The sequence below is a fragment of the Pseudomonas sp. MLB6B genome, assembly GCF_054508135.1.
Map to the genome: position 1 here is coordinate 4,133,337 of NZ_CP199313.1, position 19,279 is coordinate 4,152,615.

The 19,279-nt window shown below is 65.4% G+C and carries 16 protein-coding genes; 8 read left to right on the top strand and 8 right to left on the bottom strand.

What is annotated here, in order from left to right; all coding sequences use genetic code 11:
• The first annotated feature begins 32 nt into the window (after window positions 1-32).
• Genes ACSMEV_RS18295 through argE form a run of 3 tightly spaced genes read left to right on the top strand, consistent with a single transcriptional unit; the run spans window position 33 to window position 2,285 of the window.
• On the top strand, window positions 33-461 hold the full coding sequence (locus ACSMEV_RS18295; protein WP_459206399.1) for a RidA family protein: 429 nt from the start codon (window positions 33-35) through the stop codon (window positions 459-461).
• Window positions 458-1,135: a DUF1028 domain-containing protein gene (locus tag ACSMEV_RS18300; protein WP_459206400.1), complete on the top strand. Its 678-nt coding sequence runs from the start codon at window positions 458-460 to the stop codon at window positions 1,133-1,135. Before ACSMEV_RS18295 ends, ACSMEV_RS18300 begins: the two co-directional genes overlap by 4 nt.
• The gene (argE, locus tag ACSMEV_RS18305) at window positions 1,128-2,285 is read left to right on the top strand and encodes an acetylornithine deacetylase (RefSeq protein ID WP_459206401.1); all 1,158 of its coding nucleotides are present in this window, start codon (window positions 1,128-1,130) and stop codon (window positions 2,283-2,285) included. Before ACSMEV_RS18300 ends, argE begins: the two co-directional genes overlap by 8 nt.
• Before the next feature lie 94 nt (window positions 2,286-2,379).
• On the opposite strand, the gene ACSMEV_RS18310 is transcribed toward argE, so the two are convergent.
• Window positions 2,380-3,297, bottom strand: a complete 918-nt coding sequence (locus ACSMEV_RS18310) for a LysR family transcriptional regulator (RefSeq protein ID WP_459206402.1) — start codon at window positions 3,295-3,297, stop codon at window positions 2,380-2,382.
• A 264-nt stretch (window positions 3,298-3,561) separates the two neighbouring features.
• Here ACSMEV_RS18310 and ACSMEV_RS18315 point away from each other — a divergent pair, with 264 nt between their 5' ends.
• Window positions 3,562-4,602, top strand: coding sequence for an ABC transporter substrate-binding protein (locus tag ACSMEV_RS18315; protein ID WP_459206403.1), 1,041 nt, complete (start codon window positions 3,562-3,564; stop codon window positions 4,600-4,602).
• Here ACSMEV_RS18315 and ACSMEV_RS18320 read toward each other — a convergent pair.
• The 4 genes from ACSMEV_RS18320 to ACSMEV_RS18335 all read right to left on the bottom strand — a co-directional run bounded on the left by ACSMEV_RS18320 (window position 4,599) and on the right by ACSMEV_RS18335 (window position 7,524).
• Complete coding sequence (locus ACSMEV_RS18320; RefSeq protein WP_459206404.1) at window positions 4,599-5,339, bottom strand: hypothetical protein; 741 nt, start codon at window positions 5,337-5,339, stop codon at window positions 4,599-4,601. The two genes, ACSMEV_RS18315 and ACSMEV_RS18320, sit on opposite strands and share 4 nt — an antisense overlap.
• 138 nt (window positions 5,340-5,477) lie before the next feature.
• Window positions 5,478-6,359 carry a carboxylate/amino acid/amine transporter gene (locus ACSMEV_RS18325; RefSeq protein ID WP_459206405.1) on the bottom strand — a complete coding sequence of 294 codons (882 nt, stop codon included), beginning with the start codon at window positions 6,357-6,359 and terminating at the stop codon, window positions 5,478-5,480.
• Between the two features lie 145 nt (window positions 6,360-6,504).
• Complete coding sequence (locus ACSMEV_RS18330; RefSeq protein WP_459206406.1) at window positions 6,505-7,104, bottom strand: FMN-dependent NADH-azoreductase; 600 nt, start codon at window positions 7,102-7,104, stop codon at window positions 6,505-6,507.
• A gap of 105 nt (window positions 7,105-7,209) precedes the next feature.
• Window positions 7,210-7,524, bottom strand: coding sequence for a 3-phosphoglycerate kinase (locus ACSMEV_RS18335; RefSeq protein ID WP_459206407.1), 315 nt, complete (start codon window positions 7,522-7,524; stop codon window positions 7,210-7,212).
• A gap of 47 nt (window positions 7,525-7,571) precedes the next feature.
• On the opposite strand from ACSMEV_RS18335, the gene ACSMEV_RS18340 reads away from it, so the two are divergent.
• From ACSMEV_RS18340 to ACSMEV_RS18350, 3 genes are all read left to right on the top strand, one after another.
• The gene (locus ACSMEV_RS18340; protein WP_459206408.1) at window positions 7,572-8,495 is read left to right on the top strand and encodes a LysR family transcriptional regulator; all 924 of its coding nucleotides are present in this window, start codon (window positions 7,572-7,574) and stop codon (window positions 8,493-8,495) included.
• Between the two features lie 366 nt (window positions 8,496-8,861).
• Window positions 8,862-9,419: a peptidylprolyl isomerase gene (locus ACSMEV_RS18345; RefSeq protein ID WP_459206409.1), complete on the top strand. Its 558-nt coding sequence runs from the start codon at window positions 8,862-8,864 to the stop codon at window positions 9,417-9,419.
• Between the two features lie 62 nt (window positions 9,420-9,481).
• Entirely contained in the window at window positions 9,482-11,314 is a 1,833-nt protein-coding gene (locus tag ACSMEV_RS18350; RefSeq protein ID WP_459206410.1) for an ABC transporter ATP-binding protein, read from the top strand.
• A gap of 82 nt (window positions 11,315-11,396) precedes the next feature.
• Here the strand turns inward: ACSMEV_RS18350 and ACSMEV_RS18355 are convergent, their stop codons facing one another.
• A complete protein-coding gene (locus ACSMEV_RS18355; RefSeq protein ID WP_459206411.1) occupies window positions 11,397-12,521 on the bottom strand; it encodes a GNAT family N-acetyltransferase in 1,125 nt (374 codons plus the stop codon).
• A 238-nt stretch (window positions 12,522-12,759) separates the two neighbouring features.
• Here ACSMEV_RS18355 and ACSMEV_RS18360 point away from each other — a divergent pair, with 238 nt between their 5' ends.
• Window positions 12,760-14,004 (top strand): putative porin, encoded by a 1,245-nt coding sequence (locus ACSMEV_RS18360; RefSeq protein ID WP_459206412.1) that lies wholly within the window; start codon window positions 12,760-12,762, stop codon window positions 14,002-14,004.
• Window positions 14,005-14,074: 70 nt separating this feature from the next.
• Here the strand turns inward: ACSMEV_RS18360 and ACSMEV_RS18365 are convergent, their stop codons facing one another.
• Both ACSMEV_RS18365 and hrpA read right to left on the bottom strand, forming a co-directional pair.
• The gene (locus tag ACSMEV_RS18365; protein WP_459206413.1) at window positions 14,075-15,196 is read right to left on the bottom strand and encodes a beta-ketoacyl-ACP synthase III; all 1,122 of its coding nucleotides are present in this window, start codon (window positions 15,194-15,196) and stop codon (window positions 14,075-14,077) included.
• Between the two features lie 163 nt (window positions 15,197-15,359).
• Window positions 15,360-19,265, bottom strand: a complete 3,906-nt coding sequence (hrpA, locus tag ACSMEV_RS18370; protein WP_459206414.1) for an ATP-dependent RNA helicase HrpA — start codon at window positions 19,263-19,265, stop codon at window positions 15,360-15,362.
• Between the last annotated feature and the right edge of the window lie 14 nt (window positions 19,266-19,279).

Below are 19,279 nucleotides of genomic sequence, written 5' to 3' on the forward strand. Positions count from 1 at the left end.
CATTCTTTCCTAGCGAATTCGAGGAGCTTTCGATGCCCACCCATACCCGCATCCGCATGTTCAACACCAAGACCACCTACCCCAACCAATCCCTGGACAACGACCTGTGCCAGGCCGTGCGCGCCGGCAACACCGTGTACGTACGCGGCCAGGTGGGCACCGACTTCGACGGCAACCTGGTGGGCCTGGGCGATGCCGCGGCGCAGGCCGAGCAGGCCATGAAGAACGTCAAGCAATTGCTCGAAGAGGCCGGCAGCGACCTCTCGCACATCGTCAAGACCACCACCTACCTGATCGACCCGCGCTATCGCGAACCGGTGTACCAAGTGGTGGGCAAGTGGCTGCGCGGCGTGTATCCGATTTCCACAGGGCTGGTGGTCTCGGCCCTGGGGCAGCCGCAGTGGCTGATGGAAATCGACGTGATCGCCGTGATCCCCGAAGCGGAGGACGTGCGCCCATGACCTTCTCGATCATCGGCCGTTGCGCCGAGACCGGCCAACTGGGCATCGCCATCAGCTCGTCGAGCATCGCCGTCGGCGCACGTTGCCCTTGGGTGCGCGCGGGGGTCGGCGCGGTGTCGACGCAGAACGTGACCTTGCCGGCACTGGGCCCGCAAATCCTCGACCTGCTCGAGCATCAGTCGCTCAGCCCGCAACAGGCGCTGGAGCGCGCCTTGAACGCCAACGGCTGGAGCCAGTACCGACAAGTGACGGTGATCGACGACCAAGGCCGGGTGGCGCTGTTCAGCGGGCAGCAGGCGCTGGGCATCTTCAACGCCGTACAGGGCGAGCAGTGTGCCGCGGCGGGCAACCTGCTGGCCGCACCTGAGGTGATCCAGGCCATGGTCGAGGCGTTCGAGCAGGCGCCTGGCGCGCTGGCCGACCGGTTGCTGACGGCCATGCACGCGGCGATGGCGGCCGGGGGCGAAGCGGGCCCGGTGCACTCGGCGGCGCTCAAGATCGCGGGCGATCTGGTCTGGCCGATCGTCGACCTGCGCGTGGACTGGGCCGAACACGACCCCATCGGCCAGCTTGACGGGCTGTGGCGCGCCTACCAACCGCAGATGCAGGATTACCTGACCCGCGCGCTCGATCCCACCGCCGCGCCCACCTATGGCGTGCCGGGCGATGAATGAGCACAGCAGCCGCGCGCTGCTCGCGCACCTGGTGGGGTTCGCCACCGTCAGCCGCGATTCGAACCTGGCGCTGATCGAGTTCATCGCCCAGTACCTGGCCGCCCATGGCATCGAAGCCGAGCTGCTGTTCAACGACGCCGGCGACAAGGCCAGCCTGTTCGCTACCCTGGGGCCGGACATCGCCGGCGGCATCGTGCTCTCGGGCCACACCGACGTGGTGCCCGTGGACGGCCAGACCTGGTCGGTGCCGCCGTTCGAAATGTCCGAGGCCGATGGCCGCTTGTACGGCCGCGGTACCGCTGACATGAAGGGCTTCATCGCCTGCGTGCTGGCCGCCGTACCTCGGCTGCTGGCCAAGCCGCTGCGCAGCCCGGTGCACCTGGCGTTTTCCTATGACGAAGAAGTGGGGTGCCTGGGCGTGCGGCCGATGCTCGCCGCGCTCGGCCAACGCCCGCACAAGCCGGGCCTGTGCCTGATCGGCGAACCCAGCGAACTGCAACCGGTGCTCGGCCACAAGGGCAAGCTGGCCATGCGCTGCGAGGTGCGGGGCCTGGCCTGCCACTCGGCCCATGCGCCCTCGGGCGTGAACGCCATCGAATACGCCGCGCGGCTAATCGGCCATCTGGGCGACCTGGGCGAGGCGCTGGCCGCGCCCGAACACCACGACGCGCGCTTCGACCCGCCCTACTCCACGGTGCAGACCGGCGTCATCCACGGCGGCCGTGCGCTGAACATCGTGCCGGCCGAATGCGCCTTCGACTTCGAGGTGCGCACCTTGCCTGGTTTCGATGCCCAGCAGGTGGTCGACGATTTGCACACTTACGCCGAGCAACGGCTGCTACCGCGCATGCATGCCGTCGACCCGGGCACGGGCATCCGCCTGCAACCGCTCAGCGCCTACCCTGGGCTGGCGACCCCGGCCGACGGCGAGGCGGCGCAATTGCTGGCGTATCTGTGCGGTTCCGATGCCTTCACCACTGTGGCGTTCGGCACCGAGGGCGGGCTGTTCGACGAAGCGGGCATTCCCACCGTGGTCTGCGGGCCGGGAAGCATGGCCCAAGGGCACAAGCCGGACGAGTTCGTCACCTTGGAACAGCTCGATGGCTGCGACGCCATGCTCAAGCGCCTGGCCGACCACCTGCACTGCTAGGCGCGCTCAGTCGGCCTGATGCCCATCAGTTAAGCAATCGGGGCCGCTTTGCGGCCCCAAGTGACACCACTCCCGCTTAACTGACAGGCATTACTCAGTCGGCTTGGCTCAGCGCCGTCAGCCGCTCGCGGCAATAGTCGACGAAGGCCTGCGCCGGTTTGGTCAGTTGCCCTTTGCTCAGCCGCGCGCTGACCAGCCCCGAGGGCGTGACCGGCTCGGCGATGTCGAGGGTGACCAGGCTCTGCCCGTCGTAGGTGTGGCTGGAAAACGGCCGCGTCACCAGCAGGGAAAAGCCGAAGCCCTGCCCTACCATGCCGCGCACCATCTCGATCGACGGCGAGCCGAAGACGATGTTCGGTGTCAGGCCCAGTTCGTGGAACAGGCTGACGAAGTAGGTGCGGCTGGGCAGCACGTCGAGCAGGATCATCGGCTCGCGCACCAGGTCGCGCAGCGACACTTCGCGCTGGCCGGCATAGCGGTGGTTGGCCGGCAGCAGCACGTAGGGCTTCTGCGCCGGCATCAGAGGCTCGGTTTCGATGGTGTTGTCCAGCTCGTGGTCGTAGAGGAAGGCCACGTCGAAGGCACCGGCGGTCAGGCCCTGGACCAGCTCTTGCTGGTCGCCGTCGCGCAGGCGGATGTCCACACCGGGGTACTGCTGGCTGAAACCTGCGATCAGTTGCGGCAGGTACAGCGGCGCCACGGTCTCGAAGCAGCCGATGTCGATCTGCCCGCTCATCACCTCGTTGTCGGCCAGGGCGTTCTGCTCGAACTCGTGGGCGATGCGCAGCAGCTCGCGGGCCTTGTGGTAGAAGCGCTTGCCGCTGGGGGTCAGCGACACGCCCTGGGCGTGGTGGCGGATGAACAGCTGGACGTTGAAGCTGCCTTCCAGGTTCTTGATGGCCGTGGCGATCGACGGCTGGGCGATGTAGAGCTGGCGCGAAGCCTCGGCCACGCTGCCGGCCTCGACGGTGGTCACGAAATACTTCAATTGCCGCAAGGTGTAGGCAGCCACGGGCACCTCGTTGGGCCGGCGGGCCGGAGTGGCCGTGCGCCAGCAGGGAAAGCCGACTTGCACAGTAGCGCAAAGGGCCTAACACCTTGGAGAGCTTTTTCATGGGTCCGAAGCATATTTTTAATCGTTTTCCCGCAGCCCGCAGTGGCGCACCATCGGTTCAATCCTGACAAGAACAGCATCGGGCGCCACTGGCGACCCGCCGCGTGCAGCACTCCTTACTGCCTCTGAATAATCACAACCACATGTAATGAGGGAGTTTCCATGCGTACTCGTACCGCATCCTTAGGCCTTGCGTTGCTGGCCGCCGCCAGCCTGCAGGCTGTCGCCGATTCCTCCAGCCTGACCGTGATCTCCTTTGGCGGCGCGACCAAGGTCGCGCAGCAGAACGCCTATTTCAAACCCTTCGAGCAGAGCGGCGCGGGCAAGATCGTGGCCGGCGAGTACAACGGCGAGCTGTCGAAGATCAAGGCCATGGTCGATGTGGGCCATGTGTCCTGGGACGTGGTCGAGGTGGAGAGCCCCGAGCTGATCCGCGGCTGCGAGTCGGGGCTGTTCGAGCGCCTGGACCCATCGATCATCGGTGAGGCCTCGACCTTCCTGCCCGGCACCGTGAGCGAATGCGGCGTGGCCAGCTACGTATGGTCGATGGTGTTGGCCTACAACCCGCAGAAGCTCAAGCAAGGCCCGGCGTCGTGGGCCGACTTCTGGGACACCCAGCGTTTCCCCGGCAAGCGCGGCCTGCGCAAGGGCGCCAAGTACACCCTGGAAGTGGCGCTGCTGGCCGACGGTGTGTCGCGTGAAGACTTGTACAAAGTGCTGGCCACCCCTGAGGGCGTGAACCGCGCGTTCAAGAAGCTCGACCAGATCAAGTCCAGCATCCAGTGGTGGGAAGCCGGCGCGCAGCCGGCGCAGTGGCTGGTGGCCGGCGATGTGGTGATGTCGGCGGCCTACAATGGCCGCATCGCCTCGGCGCAGAAGGAAGGTTCGGCATTGTCGATCGTCTGGCCGGGCAGCCTGTACGACCCGGACCACTGGGCCATCGTGCGCGGCAGCCCGAACAAGGCCCTGGCCGAAACCTTCATCCGCTTCGCCAGCCAGGCCGATGCGCAGCAGGCGTTCTCGACCCAGATCCCTTACGGCCCGATTCGCCAGGACGCCCTGGCCAAACTGCCCGCCGACGTGCAACGGCAACTGCCCACCGCCCCGGAAAACCTGGCCCAGGCGCAGTTGGTGGATGCCGAGTTCTGGGTCGACCATGGCGAGGAGCTGGAGGAGCGGTTCAATGCGTGGGCGGCGCGCTAACTGTAGTCGAAAGTGAACAGCACCAACCCTTCCACCGGCTCGTAGAACATCAGGATGGTGTCCGCGCCCTGGGTGCGGTAATGCCAGCCCGGCACGCTGGCGATGTGCATGAAGCGCCGGCCGGCGGGGCTTAAGGGGTAGACGGCCGAATCGCCGCTGTCGTCGTCGGCCTCGACGATGTGCATGGGAAACTCGACGGTTTCGACCCAGTTGGCGCAGCCGTCCACGTCGCCGCCCAGTTGCATGACGAACTCCTGGGGTTCCGAGTCCGGCCATTCCAAGCGCCGTAACGTGCCGCTGGCGCGGAACGCTTGCACGGTGGTGGCATAAGACTGGTGCTGATCGGCGTAGTGCCGCTCCAGCTCGGCCTTGAGCTCGGGAGACTGCGCGTGCTGAGGGCCGTTGTCGCGGTGCAGGAAGAAATAGCGCGGATCGCCGCACAGGCGATAGCGGCCCTCTTCGACCTTGAAGCCGATCCAGTTGGTCTTGAGCAGGTCGCCGTGAAAACCCTCCCATTCGGTGTGTTCGCCCACTAGGCCCTCGTAGGGCTCCAGCGGGCTGAGCATGTGCAGCACGCCCGACCACTCCGGGTTCAGCGTGGCGATGTCCAGGCTGAACAAGGGGTGGAGGTGCTCGGCCAGATCGAGCTGGTCCGGCACGAATACGGCCTCGGCGCTGGGAAAGGGCGACATGCCGGTTGGGATGCGCGTGTAGTCCACGGGACTGTCCTGGGTCATCGAATCAACTCCTGTCTTGGATCATGGTGGCGCAGGCGGCCTCGAACGCGCTCGTTTCGACCGCAAGCATCGCCCTCTAGTACACCGGGGGTGTGTAAGCGGGGTGTAAGCCCTTTAATCCGCTTCCACCGTCCGGCGTTATCGCTTTTGGCCAACGCCGTCAATGACGACCGGCCGTTGCCCCAACCGGCTCATCCACACCGACGCCAGGATCACCCCACCGCCGAGCAACAAGCGCCCCAGCGGCGCGCTCTGGTTCCAGACCAGCAGGTTCAGCACCAGCCCCACCGGCACGTGCAGGTTGTTCATCACCGCCAGCGTGGCGCCGGGCACCAGGCAGGCGCCCTTGTTCCACCAGTACAGGCCCAATGCGGTGGGCACCAGGCCCAGGAACGCCAGCACCTGCCACTGCACCGCCGTGCTCGGCAGGTGCGCGGCGTTGCCGAACAGCAGAAAACCAGGCAAGGCCACCAGCAAGGCGCCGAGGTAGAAGTAGCCGAAGCGCCGGTAGTGCGGCAGCTCGCTGGGGTTGCGTGCCACCAGGTGGCGGTATAGCACCTGGCCGGCGGCATAGGTGAAGTTGGCCAGTTGCAGCAACAGGAAGCCGATGAAAAAGTCGCCGCTGATGCTATCGAAGCGAATCACAGCGGCGCCCGCTACGGCCACGGCGGCGGCCAGCAGCGCCCAGGGGTTGAAGCGCCGGTTCAGGGCGTCTTCGATGAGCGTCACGTGCAGCGGCGTGAGGATGGTGAACAGCAGCACCTCCGGCACGCTGAGCACGCGAAAACTCAGGTACAGGCACACGTAGGTGATGCCGTACTGCAACGCGCCGATCAGCAGCAGCGAACGCATGAAACGTGGTTCGACCTGGCGCCAGCGGGTCAGCGGCAGGAATACCAGCGCCGCCAGCACCACGCGGGCCAGCACGGCGAAGTAGCTGTCGACCTGGCCGGCCAGGTACTCGCCGATCAGGTTGAAGGAAAACGCCTGGATCAGCGCGACGACGATCAGATAGCCCATGGTGGCCCCTCGGAATGCAAGGCGGCGACCTTAGCGGCTGGGCAGCGGCAGTTCAACACGCGCATAAAAAAGCCCGACCATCAGGGCCGGGCAGCTACACCCAAAGGAGCGAAAACGGGTGTCAGGTTTTGGGAATTCGGAAGGTTCAGGCCACGGCGGCCAGACGCGCCTTAGCATCGCGCAAGCCTTTTTCGTGGAACTCGCCGCTCATGTTCAGGCCCTCGGCGTGCACGAAATCGACGTCGTGGATGCCGACGAAGGCCAGCACCTGGCGCAGGTAGGGTTCCTGATGGTCGCTCGCCGCTCCGGCATGGATGCCGCCGCGGGCCGTGAGCACGATGGCGCGCTTGCCGGTCAGCAGGCCCTGGGGGCCAGTGGGCGTGTACTTGAAGGTGATGCCGGCACGCAGCACATGGTCGAGCCAGGCTTTCAGGGTGCTGGGAATGGTGAAGTTGTACATGGGCGCGGCCAGCACCAGAACATCGGCGGCGAGCAGTTCGTCGGTGAGGATGTTGGAGCGGGTCAGTGCTTCGATCTCGGCGCCCGAGCGCTCGGCTTCGGGCTTGGTCCAGCCGCCGAGCAGGTCGGCGTCCAGGTGCGGTACCGGCTTGGCGGCGAGGTCACGCAGGGAGATCACATCGTCGGGGTGCGCGCTCTGCCACTGGCTGACGAACTCACGGGTCAACTGACGCGACGTCGAGTCCTGCTGGCGGGCGCTGCTTTCGATGATCAGTACGTGGGCCATGGAGCCTCCATCGGGAACGGGGTGCGTTGCAATGAAGGCGAGATTACTGATTGACCGATCGATAAAAAAGCGTAAAAAGTGGGTGCTATCTATCTAATACTTCGTTTATTTGGCTGTGCAGTCGACGACGATGCGCAGCCGCAGCACTTCACGGTGAAAGCGTACCGTCGCGTCCGCGCGCTGTCCGGGCTCTACCGTCAGGCGGCGAACACGGGGCGCTTCGGGGCCGTTGCGCAAGGTCACCTTGCAGGCCGCTGGCACCTGGCCGTAGTTGCTCAGGGTGATCGCACCCAGATCGGGCGCGGGGTCGCTGGCGCTGGCATCGACCTTGACGCCGTCGAGCCGTTTTTCCACCTCGATGGGATAGGCCACGGCAGCCAGCGGCAGGCAACTCAGTAACACCAGGCAGTATCTATTCATTGGGCGCGCTCCTTGAAGCGCGCAGCTTAGGCCATCGGGAGATCGAGATGAAAGCGCCACGCGTAACCCTGGATCAGTGGCGGACCTTGCAGGCGGTGGTCGACCATGGCGGTTTCGCCCAGGCCGCCGAGGCGTTGCACCGTTCGCAATCGTCGGTGAGCTACACCGTGGCGCGCATGCAGGAGCAGCTCGGCGTGCCGCTGCTGCGCATCGACGGGCGCAAGGCCGTGCTGACCGAGGCCGGCAGCGTGCTGCTGCGCCGTTCGCGACACTTGGTCAAACAGGCCAGCCAGTTGGAAGACCTCGCCCACCATATGGAACAGGGCTGGGAAGCCGAAGTGCGGGTTGTGGTCGATGCGGCCTATCCCAGCGCGCGCCTGGTGCGCGCGCTCAGCGCCTTCATGCCGCAGAGCCGCGGCTGCCGGGTGCGCTTGCGCGAGGAAGTGCTGTCGGGGGTCGAGGAAGTGCTGCACGAAGGCATCGCCGACCTGGCCATCAGCAGCTACAGCATCGGCGGCTACCTGGGCAGCGAGTTGAGCGCGGTGGAGTTCGTCGCCGTCGCCCACCCCGAACACAGCCTGCACCGCGCCGGCCGCGAACTGACCTTCCAGGACCTGGAAAGCCAACTGCAAGTGGTGATCCGCGACTCGGGCCGCGCGCAGCCGCGCGACGTGGGCTGGCTCGGCGCCGAACAGCGCTGGACGGTGGGCAGCCTGGGCACTGCGGCCACCTTCGTCGGCAGCGGCCTGGGTTTCGCCTGGCTGCCACGGCACATGATCGAGCGCGAGTTGCGCGACGGCGTGCTCAAGCCGTTGCCGCTGGACCAGGGCGGGCGTCGGCATCCGCTGTTCTACCTGTATTCAAGCAAGGAAAAGAGCCTGGGGCCGGCCACGCAGATCCTCATCGAGCTGCTGCGCAACTTCGACACCGCGCCGCTGGATGTGCCGTTTGCGGCACCCGTGCAGGCTTGAGGTGGTATTCAGGCATACAGCGAGGCAAGCCACCGCCCGTCGAAGCCCCTCGCCGGCCGGGCTGCGGCTGTTCGCTTGCGCTTTCAAGGCCGCTCTGCAGCCCCAGACAGCGTGCTTCGCACGCAAGTGGACAGGTTTACGCCTGCCGGGCCTGGTGGAACGCTTCACGCCAACCCAATGTCCGAACGCAGGTGGTCGTCCACTGTGGCGACACCTCGGGCGCCAGATGCCGCCCGATTCGGCGTCCCTGGCTGGCAGTCCTCGAAGAATCCCGGCAGGCTATGCCGCTGCGTTCATCCGATTCCTGCCAACCTGTTCCGCCTTGGTTTTCGACGGCGGCTTCTTCCTACAAGGACTTTCATGCCCATGCTGAAAAAACTACTGCTCGCCACCTGCTCCCTGGCCTTGGCCACCAGCGTCATGGCGTCCGACAAGACCCCGCACGTGCTGCTCGACACCAGCTTCGGCCCGGTCGAAATCGAGCTCAATGCCGAGAAGGCGCCGCTCAGCACCAAGAACTTTCTCAGCTACGTCGACAAGGGCTTCTACAACAACACCATCTTCCACCGCGTGATTCCGGGCTTCATGGTTCAGGGCGGCGGCTTCACCGAGCAGATGGTGCAGAAGGAAACCGACGACCCGATCCGCAACGAAGCCGGCAATGGCCTGATGAATACCCGCGGCACGCTGTCGATGGCGCGTACCTCCAACCCGAACTCGGCCACCAGCCAGTTCTTCATCAACGTGGCCGACAACGACTTCCTCAACCCGGGGCGTGACAGCGGCTACGCGGTGTTCGGCAAAGTGACCAAGGGCATGGAGGTGGTCGACCAGATCGTCAAGTCGCCCACCACCGTGAAGAAAGGCATGCGCGACGTACCGGCCGATCCGGTGTTCATCAAATCGGCCAAACGCATCGACTGACCGCTGGCTGCACAAGGATGTGCACCGCACCGCGGACGCAATGATCAGGAGTGTTGTAACCCATGTTGTACCGCCGCTTCGAACGTCTCATCGACATTTTCCGCGCAGCCCCGAGCGAGGCACCGCCCAGCCGGGTGCTGCCGTTCTACCTCTACTACATGCGCCAGGTCTGGCCGTGCTTCCTCGCCCTGCTGGTGGTCGGTCTGGTCGCCTCGCTGATCGAAGTGGCGATGTTCGGCTTTCTCAGCCGAATCATCGACCTGGCCCAAGGCACGCCCAACGCCGGTTTCTTCAGCGAGCACAGCGGTGAGCTGATCTGGATGCTGGTGGTAGTGCTGATCCTGCGGCCGGTGTTCTTCGGCCTGCACGATCTGCTGGTGCACCAGGCCATCAACCCCGGCATGACCAGCCTGATCCGCTGGCAGAACCACACCTACGTGCTGCGCCAGAGCCTGAGCTTCTTCCAGAACGACTTCGCCGGGCGTATCGCCCAGCGCATCCTGCAGACCGGCAACTCGCTGCGCGACTCGGCGGTGCAGGCGGTGGACGCGCTGTGGCACGTGCTCATCTACGCCATCACGTCGCTGGTGCTGTTCGCCGAGGCCGACTGGCGGTTGATGCTGCCGCTGCTGGTGTGGATCTTCGGCTACATCGCGGCGCTGTGGTACTTCGTACCACGGGTCAAATCGCGTTCGGTGGTCTCTTCCGAGGCCCGCTCCAAGCTGATGGGGCGCATCGTCGACGGCTACACCAACATCACCACGCTCAAGTTGTTCGCCCACACCGACCATGAGCAGCAGTACGCCCGCGAAGCGATCCGCGAGCAGACCGAAAAGACCCAGCTCGCCTCGCGCGTAGTGACCAGCATGGGCCTGACCATCAACAGCCTCAACGGCCTGCTGGTGGTCGGCACCACGGGCCTGGCGCTGTGGCTGTGGTCGCACTCGCTGATCAGCGTGGGTGCCATCGCGCTGGCTACGGGCCTGGTGATCCGTATCGTCAACATGTCAGGCTGGATCATGTGGGTGGTCAACGGCATCTTCGAGAACATCGGCATCGTCCAGGACGGCCTGCAGACCATCGCCCAGCCCGTGACCGTACGCGACAAACCCGATGCGCCGACGCTGCAGGTCAGCCGTGGCGCGGTGCACTTCCACCAGGTGGACTTCCACTATGGCGAGGCGCGCAACGTCATCCAGGGGTTGGAGCTGAACATCCGCCCTGGCGAGAAGATCGGCCTGATCGGTCCGTCCGGCGCGGGCAAGTCGACCTTGGTCAACCTGCTGCTGCGCCTGTATGACATCCATGGCGGGCAGATCCTGATCGACGGTCAGGACATCGCCGACGTCGATCAGGACAGCCTGCGCGCGCAGATCGGCATGATCACCCAGGACACCTCGCTGCTGCACCGTTCGATCCGCGAGAATCTGCTGTATGGCCGGCCCGACGCCAGCGAGGCGCAGATGCGCGAAGCGGTGCGCCAGGCGCGCGCCGACGAGTTCATCCCGCTGCTGTCCGATGCCGAAGGCCGCACCGGTTATGACGCGCATGTCGGCGAGCGTGGCGTGAAGCTCTCCGGCGGCCAGCGCCAACGCATCGCCATCGCCCGTGTGCTGCTCAAGAACGCGCCGATCCTGATCATGGACGAGGCCACTTCGGCGCTGGACTCCGAGGTGGAAGCGGCGATCCAGGAGAGCCTGGAGACCTTGATGCAAGGCAAGACCGTGATCGCCATCGCCCATCGTCTGTCGACCATCGCCCGCATGGACCGGTTGGTAGTGCTGGAACAGGGGCGCATCAAGGAGATCGGCAGCCATGCCGAGCTGTTGGCGCAGAAAGGGCTGTATGCGCGGTTGTGGCAGCACCAGACGGGTGGCTTCGTCGGCGTTGATTGAGTCGCGGGACAGGGCCGCCATGCGGCCCTGACTCACGGCTGACGCACCAGGACCCTGCATCGAGCTGAGGCAGTAGACTTTCCTACTCGCGGTAAGGCAACAGAGTACGGGCTTGTTCGGCGTAGGCTTGAACACCGATCCGTTCCTCGTTCAGGAAATCCTCCACCGCCTTACGCAAGCCTGAATGCCGCAGGTAATGCCACGATCGGGTGATCACCGGTTCGAAGCCACGGATCAGTTTGTGCTCGCCTTGGGCGCCGGCGTCGAAGCGGCTCAGGCCCTGTTCGATGGCCAGTTCCATGCCTTGGTAGAAACAGGTTTCGAAGTGCAGCCGGTCGAACTCGTCCAGGCATCCCCAATAACGACCGTAGAAGGTCTCGCTGCCCACCAGGCTCAAGGCCATGGCCACGTCGCGGCTGCCTTGCCGGGCGATCACCACCTGGATGGCCTCGGGCATGCGCTCGCCGATCAGACTGAAGAACGCGCGGGTCAAGTACGGCGCACGGCCGCGCACGGCGTAGGTGTTGGCATAGCAGCGGTAGATGAAGTCCCACTGCGCCTGGCTCAATTGCGCGCCGGTGAAGCGCTCGAAGGCGATGCCCTGCCCAGCCACCTGCTCGCGCTCCTTGCGCATCTGCTTGCGCTTGCGTGAGGTCAGGGTGTCGAGAAAGTCCTGGAAGTCGCGGTAGCCCCGGTTGCGCCAGTGGAACTGGCAGCCCAGGCGCTCCTGCCAATCGGCCTGCCCTGCCAACATGCCATCGAACGCCGGGTCGGTGAAGTTGATATGCGCGCCCGACAACTGCCCTTTCTCCAGGTACTCCGGCAATGCCTGCAAAAGCAGTTGGCCGTCCGCCGCATCACGGGTCAGCAGGCGCGGGCCGCTCACCGGGCTGAAGGGCACCGCGCCGAGCAGCTTGGGGTAGTAAGCGATGCCTGCCCGCTCGCAGGCCTCGGCCCAGCCATGGTCGAACACGTATTCGCCGAACGAGTGCCATTTGCGGTAGGCCGGCAGCAGCGCGCAGGCTTCGCCATCGCGCTCCAGCACCAAGTGTTCGGCGGCCCAACCGGTTTGCCGGCAGACGCTGGCGCTGTCTTCCAGGGCGCTGAGAAAGGCATGGCGCAGGAAGGGTTGGTCGGCCGGGACGAAGGCGTCCCAGGTGCTCGCGGGCAGTTCGTGCAGGTGGGCAAGGCTGTGCAGGCTGATCACGGCATCTACTCAAGCAGGAGGTCGATGCAGTATCCAGTAACAACCCACCCCGACTCAAACCCTGATGCCTTAACCGCACCGCCATCAATCGGACACGATTCTGTCACGCCCCCTCGCAATACTTGCGCCTGTTTTCCGGAACCCGAGAAACCTGTCTAGCCAGGGCCTTTCCGGAAACTTGCCAACTTTGCCGGGGCAGGCATCCGCGCCTCCCCACACTTTCCAACGGGAGAACTGTATGCGCGTTGTTTCTACACTTACCGGATTCAGCCTGACCGGCCTGGTGCTGGCCCTGAGCACTCCGGCCAGTGCTGCCGTCGACGCCAAGCTGCTGGACATGCTGCGGGCCAATGGCTCGATCAATCAGGCGCAATACAGCGAATTGCAGGCCGACCTCGCCAACGAGAACAAGGAAAAGGCCGCGCAGAAGGCGCAGGTCGAGCGTGCGAGCTCCTTCGAACAGAAAGTCGCCTGGGCCGCCAAGACCCAAGTCAAAGGCGACGTACGCCTGCGCTACGAAGACGTCAACGTCGACAATCCGATCAGTCGCAGCAACAACCAGGACCGCGAGCGCGTACGTGCTCGGGTCGGCTTCTACAGCGAGGTCAACCCGCAGGTCGACGCCGGTGTGCGCATCGCCACTGGCAGCAGCGCCGATGGCCGCTCGACCAACCAGAGCCTGGACAACTACTTCGAGAAGAAATCGCTGTGGGTGGACCTCGCCTACCTGGACTGGCACCCCACCGGTATCCCCAACCTGCACCTGATCGGCGGCAAGATGCCGCAACCGTGGGTGAGCATGGGCGACATCATCTGGGACAGCGACTTGAACCCCGAAGGCGTGGCCGCCACCTACAAGCACGACCTGGGCGGCGCCGAAGTGTTCGGCAGCGCCGGCCACTACACGCTCAAGGACAACGTCGACGGCGACGGCGTGCAGTACAAGCACGACGCGCAGCTGTACCACGCGCAGTTGGGCACCAAGTTCGCCGCCACCGATGCGTTGAAGTTCACCCTGGGCGCCAGCTTGTACGCCTACGACAACGACAAGCCGTCGGCCTTCCTGCGAGCCTTGGGCAACACCACCGACGAGTTCCAGCTGGTCGAAGGCTTCGGCCAGATCGACTACACCGGCTTCGCCATCCCACTGTCGGCCTATGGCCAATACGTGAAGAACACCGAAAGCACCGACGGCATGGACCAGGCCTGGCTGACCGGCGTGAAGACCAAGCTCGGCGCCTGGAGCCTGGACTACAACTACCGCGACGTGCAGCGCAACGGTGTGGTCAGCGCCTTCACCGACTCGGACTTCGGCAATGGCTTCACCGGCTCGCGCGGCCACAAGCTCAAGGTCGGTTACGAGATCGACAAGAACTTCTCCCTGGGCGCGGCCTACCTGATGGCCAAGACCGACTATTCCAACCTGCCCAACAGCAATGCCAGCGTCGACACCTTGCAGGTTGACCTGGAAGCGAAGTTCTAAGCCCCATCGCTGGAAAAACGAAAACGGGAAGCATCGCTTCCCGTTTTTCGTCCTCACGCCCGCTGCGCCATCAGCGTTTGCGCAGCAGCACGCTACCGATCGAATACCCCGCCCCGAACGAGCTGAGCACGCCCAGCGCGCCCGGTTGCAGGTCGTCCTGGTACAGATGGAAGGCGATCACCGAGCCGGCCGAGCTGGTGTTGGCATAGCGGTCGAGGATCACCGGCGCTTCGTCCTCGCTCACCTCGCGCCCCAAGAGCTTCTTGACGATCAGGTGGTTCATGCTGAGGTTGGCCTGGTGCAGCCAGAAGCGCTGCACATCGCTCGGCTGCATGCCGTTCTCGCTCAGGTGCTCGGCGATCAGTTCGGCGACCATCGGGCACACTTCGCGGAACACCTTGCGCCCTTCCTGCACGAACAGTTTGTCGGCATCGGCGGCATGGCCCTCGGCGGCGCGGTTGAGGAAGCCGAAGTTGTTGCGGATGTTATTGGAGAACTGGGTCAGCAGGCGCGTGCTGACGATGTCGAACTGGTGCGCCGAGGTGGCCTTGTCCTGACGTTCGATCAGCACCGCAGTGGCGGCGTCGCCGAAGATGAAATGGCTGTCGCGGTCGCGGAAGTTCAGGTGCCCGGTGCACACCTCGGGGTTGACCATCAATACCGCGCGGGCCTGGCCCAGTTGCACGCTGTTGGCGGCGGTCTGGATGCCGAAGGTGGCCGAGGAACAGGCCACGTTCATGTCGAAGGCGAAGCCCTGGATGCCCAGCGCCTGCTGCACCTCGATGGCGATGGCCGGGTACGGGCGCTGCAGGTTGGAACAGGCGACGATCACCCCGTCGACATCGGCAGCAGTGCGCCCGGCGCGCTCCAGCGCCTGGCGCGCGGCGGCCACGGCCATCTCGCAGAGCACCGAGGGTTCTTCGTTGCTGCGCTCGGGCAGGTTGGGTTTCATGCGCTGCGGGTCGAGGATGCCGGCCTTGTCCATGACGTAGCGGCTCTTGATGCCCGAGGCCTTTTCGATGAACGCGGCGTTGGATTCGGGCCACGGCTCGACCTCGCCGCGCTCGATGGCTTCGGCCTGCTCGCGGTTGGCCTGCTGTGCCCAGGTATTGAAGGATTCCACCAGCTCTTCGTTGGAAATGCTCTGGGCCGGGGTATACAGGCCGGTGCCGCTGATCACGACGTTATGCACGGTGGTTCCTCTAATCGGGGCCAGCCTCCAAGCGGGCGGCGGCACATGAAAGGTCAGGATGCTGGCACGGGCGTACCAACGTTGGAACGGCGACATCCCCCAGTAAAACCGGGGGTGTCGGCTCAGTAAGTAAACGGCGGCCAGTGTGCCACAAATTACGCGATCAACCCTCCACTTGGCTCCACTGCTTGCTCAGGCGCTTGTCCGAGATCGGCACCTTGGTACCCAACTGCTGGGCGAACAGCGACACCCGGTATTCCTCCATCCACCAGCGGTACAGGGCCAGTTGCTCGTCGCGCTTGCCCTCTTGGGCGTGCTTGTCGAGGCGGGTCTTGTATTGCGCCCACAGGTTGCTCAGCTCGCCGCTCCAGACGCGATCCTTCTGCACCTGGGCACCGAGTTTCTCCAGGCGCAGTTCGATGGCCTTGAGGTAGCGTGGCAGCTCCTTGAACCACTGGCCCGGGGTCTCGCGCACGAAGCCGGGATAGACCAGGTTGCCCAGTTGCTGGCGGATGTCGTTGAGCGACACCGCTTGGCTCAGGTCGATCTTGCCCTTGAAGCGTTTCTGCAAGCCATGCCACAGCTTGAGCACCTCCAGCGTTTGCCGCGCCAAGCGCTCGGCATGCTCGGCCCAACCGCCACGTTTGCGCTCGGCCAGGGTCGCCAGGGCCGCGCCTTCGCGGGGCAGCTGGGCCTCGCCTTCGAGGATGCAGCTGTCGAGGCTGGCCAGCAGGATGTCTTCGACCAGCGCTTCGCTGCGGCCCAGTTCACGGTACAGCAGCCCCAACTCGGTGAGCCCCGGCAGCTTGCCGCGCAGGAATTTGGCCGGTTCGGCCAACTGCTGCAACAGCAGGCGCTGCAAGGCGCGGCGGTGCTGGTATTGCGCCTCGGCCTGGGTCGAGAAGCGGCCTTCGCGCACCGTGCCGCCCTCTTCCACCAGGGCCGGATACACGGTGAGCGACAGACCGGCGATCTTCTGCTGTGTGGTCTGCGCCACCTGGGCGAAGGCCTTGGCCTGCACCGGCTGCTCGGCCTTGTCGGTGCGCGGCAGGGCCAGCGCGGCCTGGCTGGCGGCGGCGAAGCGCGCGGTCAGCTCGGCCAGGTCACGGCCTTCGCCGAGAAACTTGCCCTGTCCGTCGACCACTTCGATGTTCATGCGCAAATGGCTTTCCACCTGCGCTACCGACTCGGCCCAGGCCTCGTCCGACACGCGCGCTCCGGTCATGCGCAGCAGTTCCTGGCCCAGCGCTTGGGGCAAGGCGCCCTCGCCGAAGCTCAGTCGGGCCAGCGCCGCCTTGACGAAGTCCGGCACCGGCACGAAGTTCTTGCGCAGCGCCTTGGGAAGGTTGCGCACCAGAGCGATGCACTTGGCTTCCAGCAGGCCCGGCACCAGCCATTCCAGGCGCTCGCCCGGCAGGCTCGGCAGCAACGGCGCCGGCACCCGCACAGTGACGCCGTCGCGCGGATGGTTAGGCTCGAAATGGTAGGTCAGGGGCAGGCGCAGATCGCCGACCTTGAGGCTGTCGGGATACTGCGCCGCCGTCACCTCGCTGGCTTCGCGGGCCAGCACGTCTTCTTCGCGCATGATCAGCAGGTCGGGCTGCTTCTGGCTGTTCATGCGGTACCAGGCGTCGAAAGTCGCGGTCTGGTGGATTTCGGCCGGCAGCCGCGCTTCGTAGAAACCGTATAGGGTCTCTTCGTCGGCCAGGATGTCGCGCCGGCGGGCCTTGGCTTCCAGCGCATCGAGCTGTTCGAGCAGGCGCTTGTTGGCCGCCAGGCACTTGGCGCGGGACTGGATCTGCCCGCCGACCAGGCCTTCGCGAATGAACAGCTCGCGCGAGGCCACCGGGTCGATGGGGCCGAAATGCACCGGGCGGCGGCCGACCACGATCAGCCCGTACAGGGTGATCTGCTCGAAGGCCACCACCTGGCCACGCTTCTTCTCCCAGTGCGGCTCGAAGTGGTTCTTCTTGATCAGATGCCCAGCCAGCGGCTCGATCCAGTCCGGCTCGATCTTGGCCACCATGCGCGCGTACAGCTTGGTGGTCTCGACCAGTTCGGCGGCCATGACCCATTGCGGGCGCTTGCGGCCGATGCCCGACGAGGGGTGCACCCAGAAACGCCGCTGCCGCGCGCCCTGGTAGTCGCCCTCCTCGCTCTTCTGCCCGATCTGGCTGAGCAGGCCGCTGAGGATGGCTTTGTGCATGCGCGGGAAGTCCGCCGGCTCCTTGTTCACGGTCAGTTGCAGGTCGCGGCAGATCAGCGCCAGCTGCCGATGCGCGTCGCGCCATTCGCGCAAGCGCAGGTAATTGAGGAACTGCTTGCGGCACCAGGCGCGCAGCGGGTTGGCGGTCAGCGCCTGGCGCTGTTCCTCGAAGCCGCGCCACAGATTGACCAGCGCGGCGAAGTCCGAGTCGGCGTCTTTCCACTGCGCGTGCGCCTGGTCGGCGGCCTGCTGGCGCTCGGGTGGACGCTCGCGCGGGTCCTGCACCGACAGGGCGCTGGCGACGATCAGCACTTCTTGCAAACTGCCCTGGCGCGCGCCTTCGAGCAGCATGCGGCCGAGGCGCGGGTCGATCGGCAGGCGCGCCAGTTGCCGGCCCAGTGGGGTGAGCTGGTTTTCGCGGTTGACCGCCGAGAGTTCCTGCAACAGGTTGAAACCGTCGGTGATGGCTTTGCCATCCGGCGGCTCGATGAACGGGAAGGCGTCGATCTTGCCCAGGCGCAGGTGCAGCATCTGCAAGATCACCGCCGCCAGGTTGGTGCGCAGGATCTCGGGGTCGGTGAAAGCCGGCCGGCCGTTGAAGTCCTCTTCGCTGTACAGCCGGATGCAGATGCCCGGCTCGACCCGCCCGCAACGGCCCTTGCGCTGATTGGCACTGGCTTGCGACACGGCCTCGATGGGCAGGCGCTGGACCTTGGCACGGTAGCTGTAGCGGCTGATGCGCGCGGTGCCGCTGTCGATCACGTAGCGGATACCCGGCACGGTCAGCGAGGTTTCCGCGACGTTGGTGGCCAATACCACGCGCCGCCCGGGGTGGGACTGGAAGATGCGCTGCTGCTCGGCCGGCGACAGCCGTGCGTACAGCGGCAGAATCTCGGTGTGGCGCAGTTGCGCCTTGCGCAGCATGTCGGCGGCATCACGGATTTCCCGCTCGCCGGGCAGGAACACCAGCACGTCGCCCGGGCCCTTGCTCTGGCCGCGCTCGTGGGCGGCGATCTCGTCCAGGGCGGCGAGGATCGCCTGGTCGACCGTCAGGTCGTCCTCCAGCGCATTGCCCTCTTCGTCCTGCTCGCTGGTCAGCGGGCGGTACCAGGTTTCCACCGGGAAGGTACGCCCCGACACCTCGATGATCGGCGCGTCGTCGAAATGCTTGGAAAAGCGCTCCAGGTCGATGGTCGCCGAGGTGATGATCAGCTTGAGCTCGGGACGCCGGTGCAGCAGCGTCTTCAGGTAACCGAGCAGAAAGTCGATGTTCAGGCTGCGTTCATGGGCTTCGTCGACGATGATCGTGTCGTAGCGTTCGAGCAGACGGTCGTGCTGGGTTTCGGCCAGCAGGATGCCGTCCGTCATCAGCTTGACCAGGGTGTTGGCGTCGCTCTGGTCTTCGAAACGCACCTGATAACCGACCAACCCACCGAGGGGCGTACCGACTTCCTCGGCCACCCGCGCCGCCACGCTGCGCGCCGCGATACGCCGCGGCTGGGTGTGGGCGATCAGGCCATGGCGGCCACGGCCCAGCTCCAGGCAGATCTTGGGCAGCTGGGTGGTCTTGCCGGAACCGGTTTCGCCGGCGATGACCAGTACCTGGTGTTCGGCCAGGGCTTTCTTGATGTCGTCGCGCTTGGCGGCGATGGGCAGGCTGTCGTCGTAGCGGATGACCGGCACGCTCTGCTCGCGGGCCACCACCTGGGCGCAAGACGCCTGTACCTTCTCGACCCACTGCGCCAGGCGCGCTTCGTCTGGCCGCTTGCGCAGGTCGTGCAGTTGCCGACGCAGGCGGTGGCGGTCGGCGATCATGGCGTGGTCGAGGTTGTGCAGCAGTTGGTCGATGGTGTGGTCTGTCATGGGTCTCGGGTGTG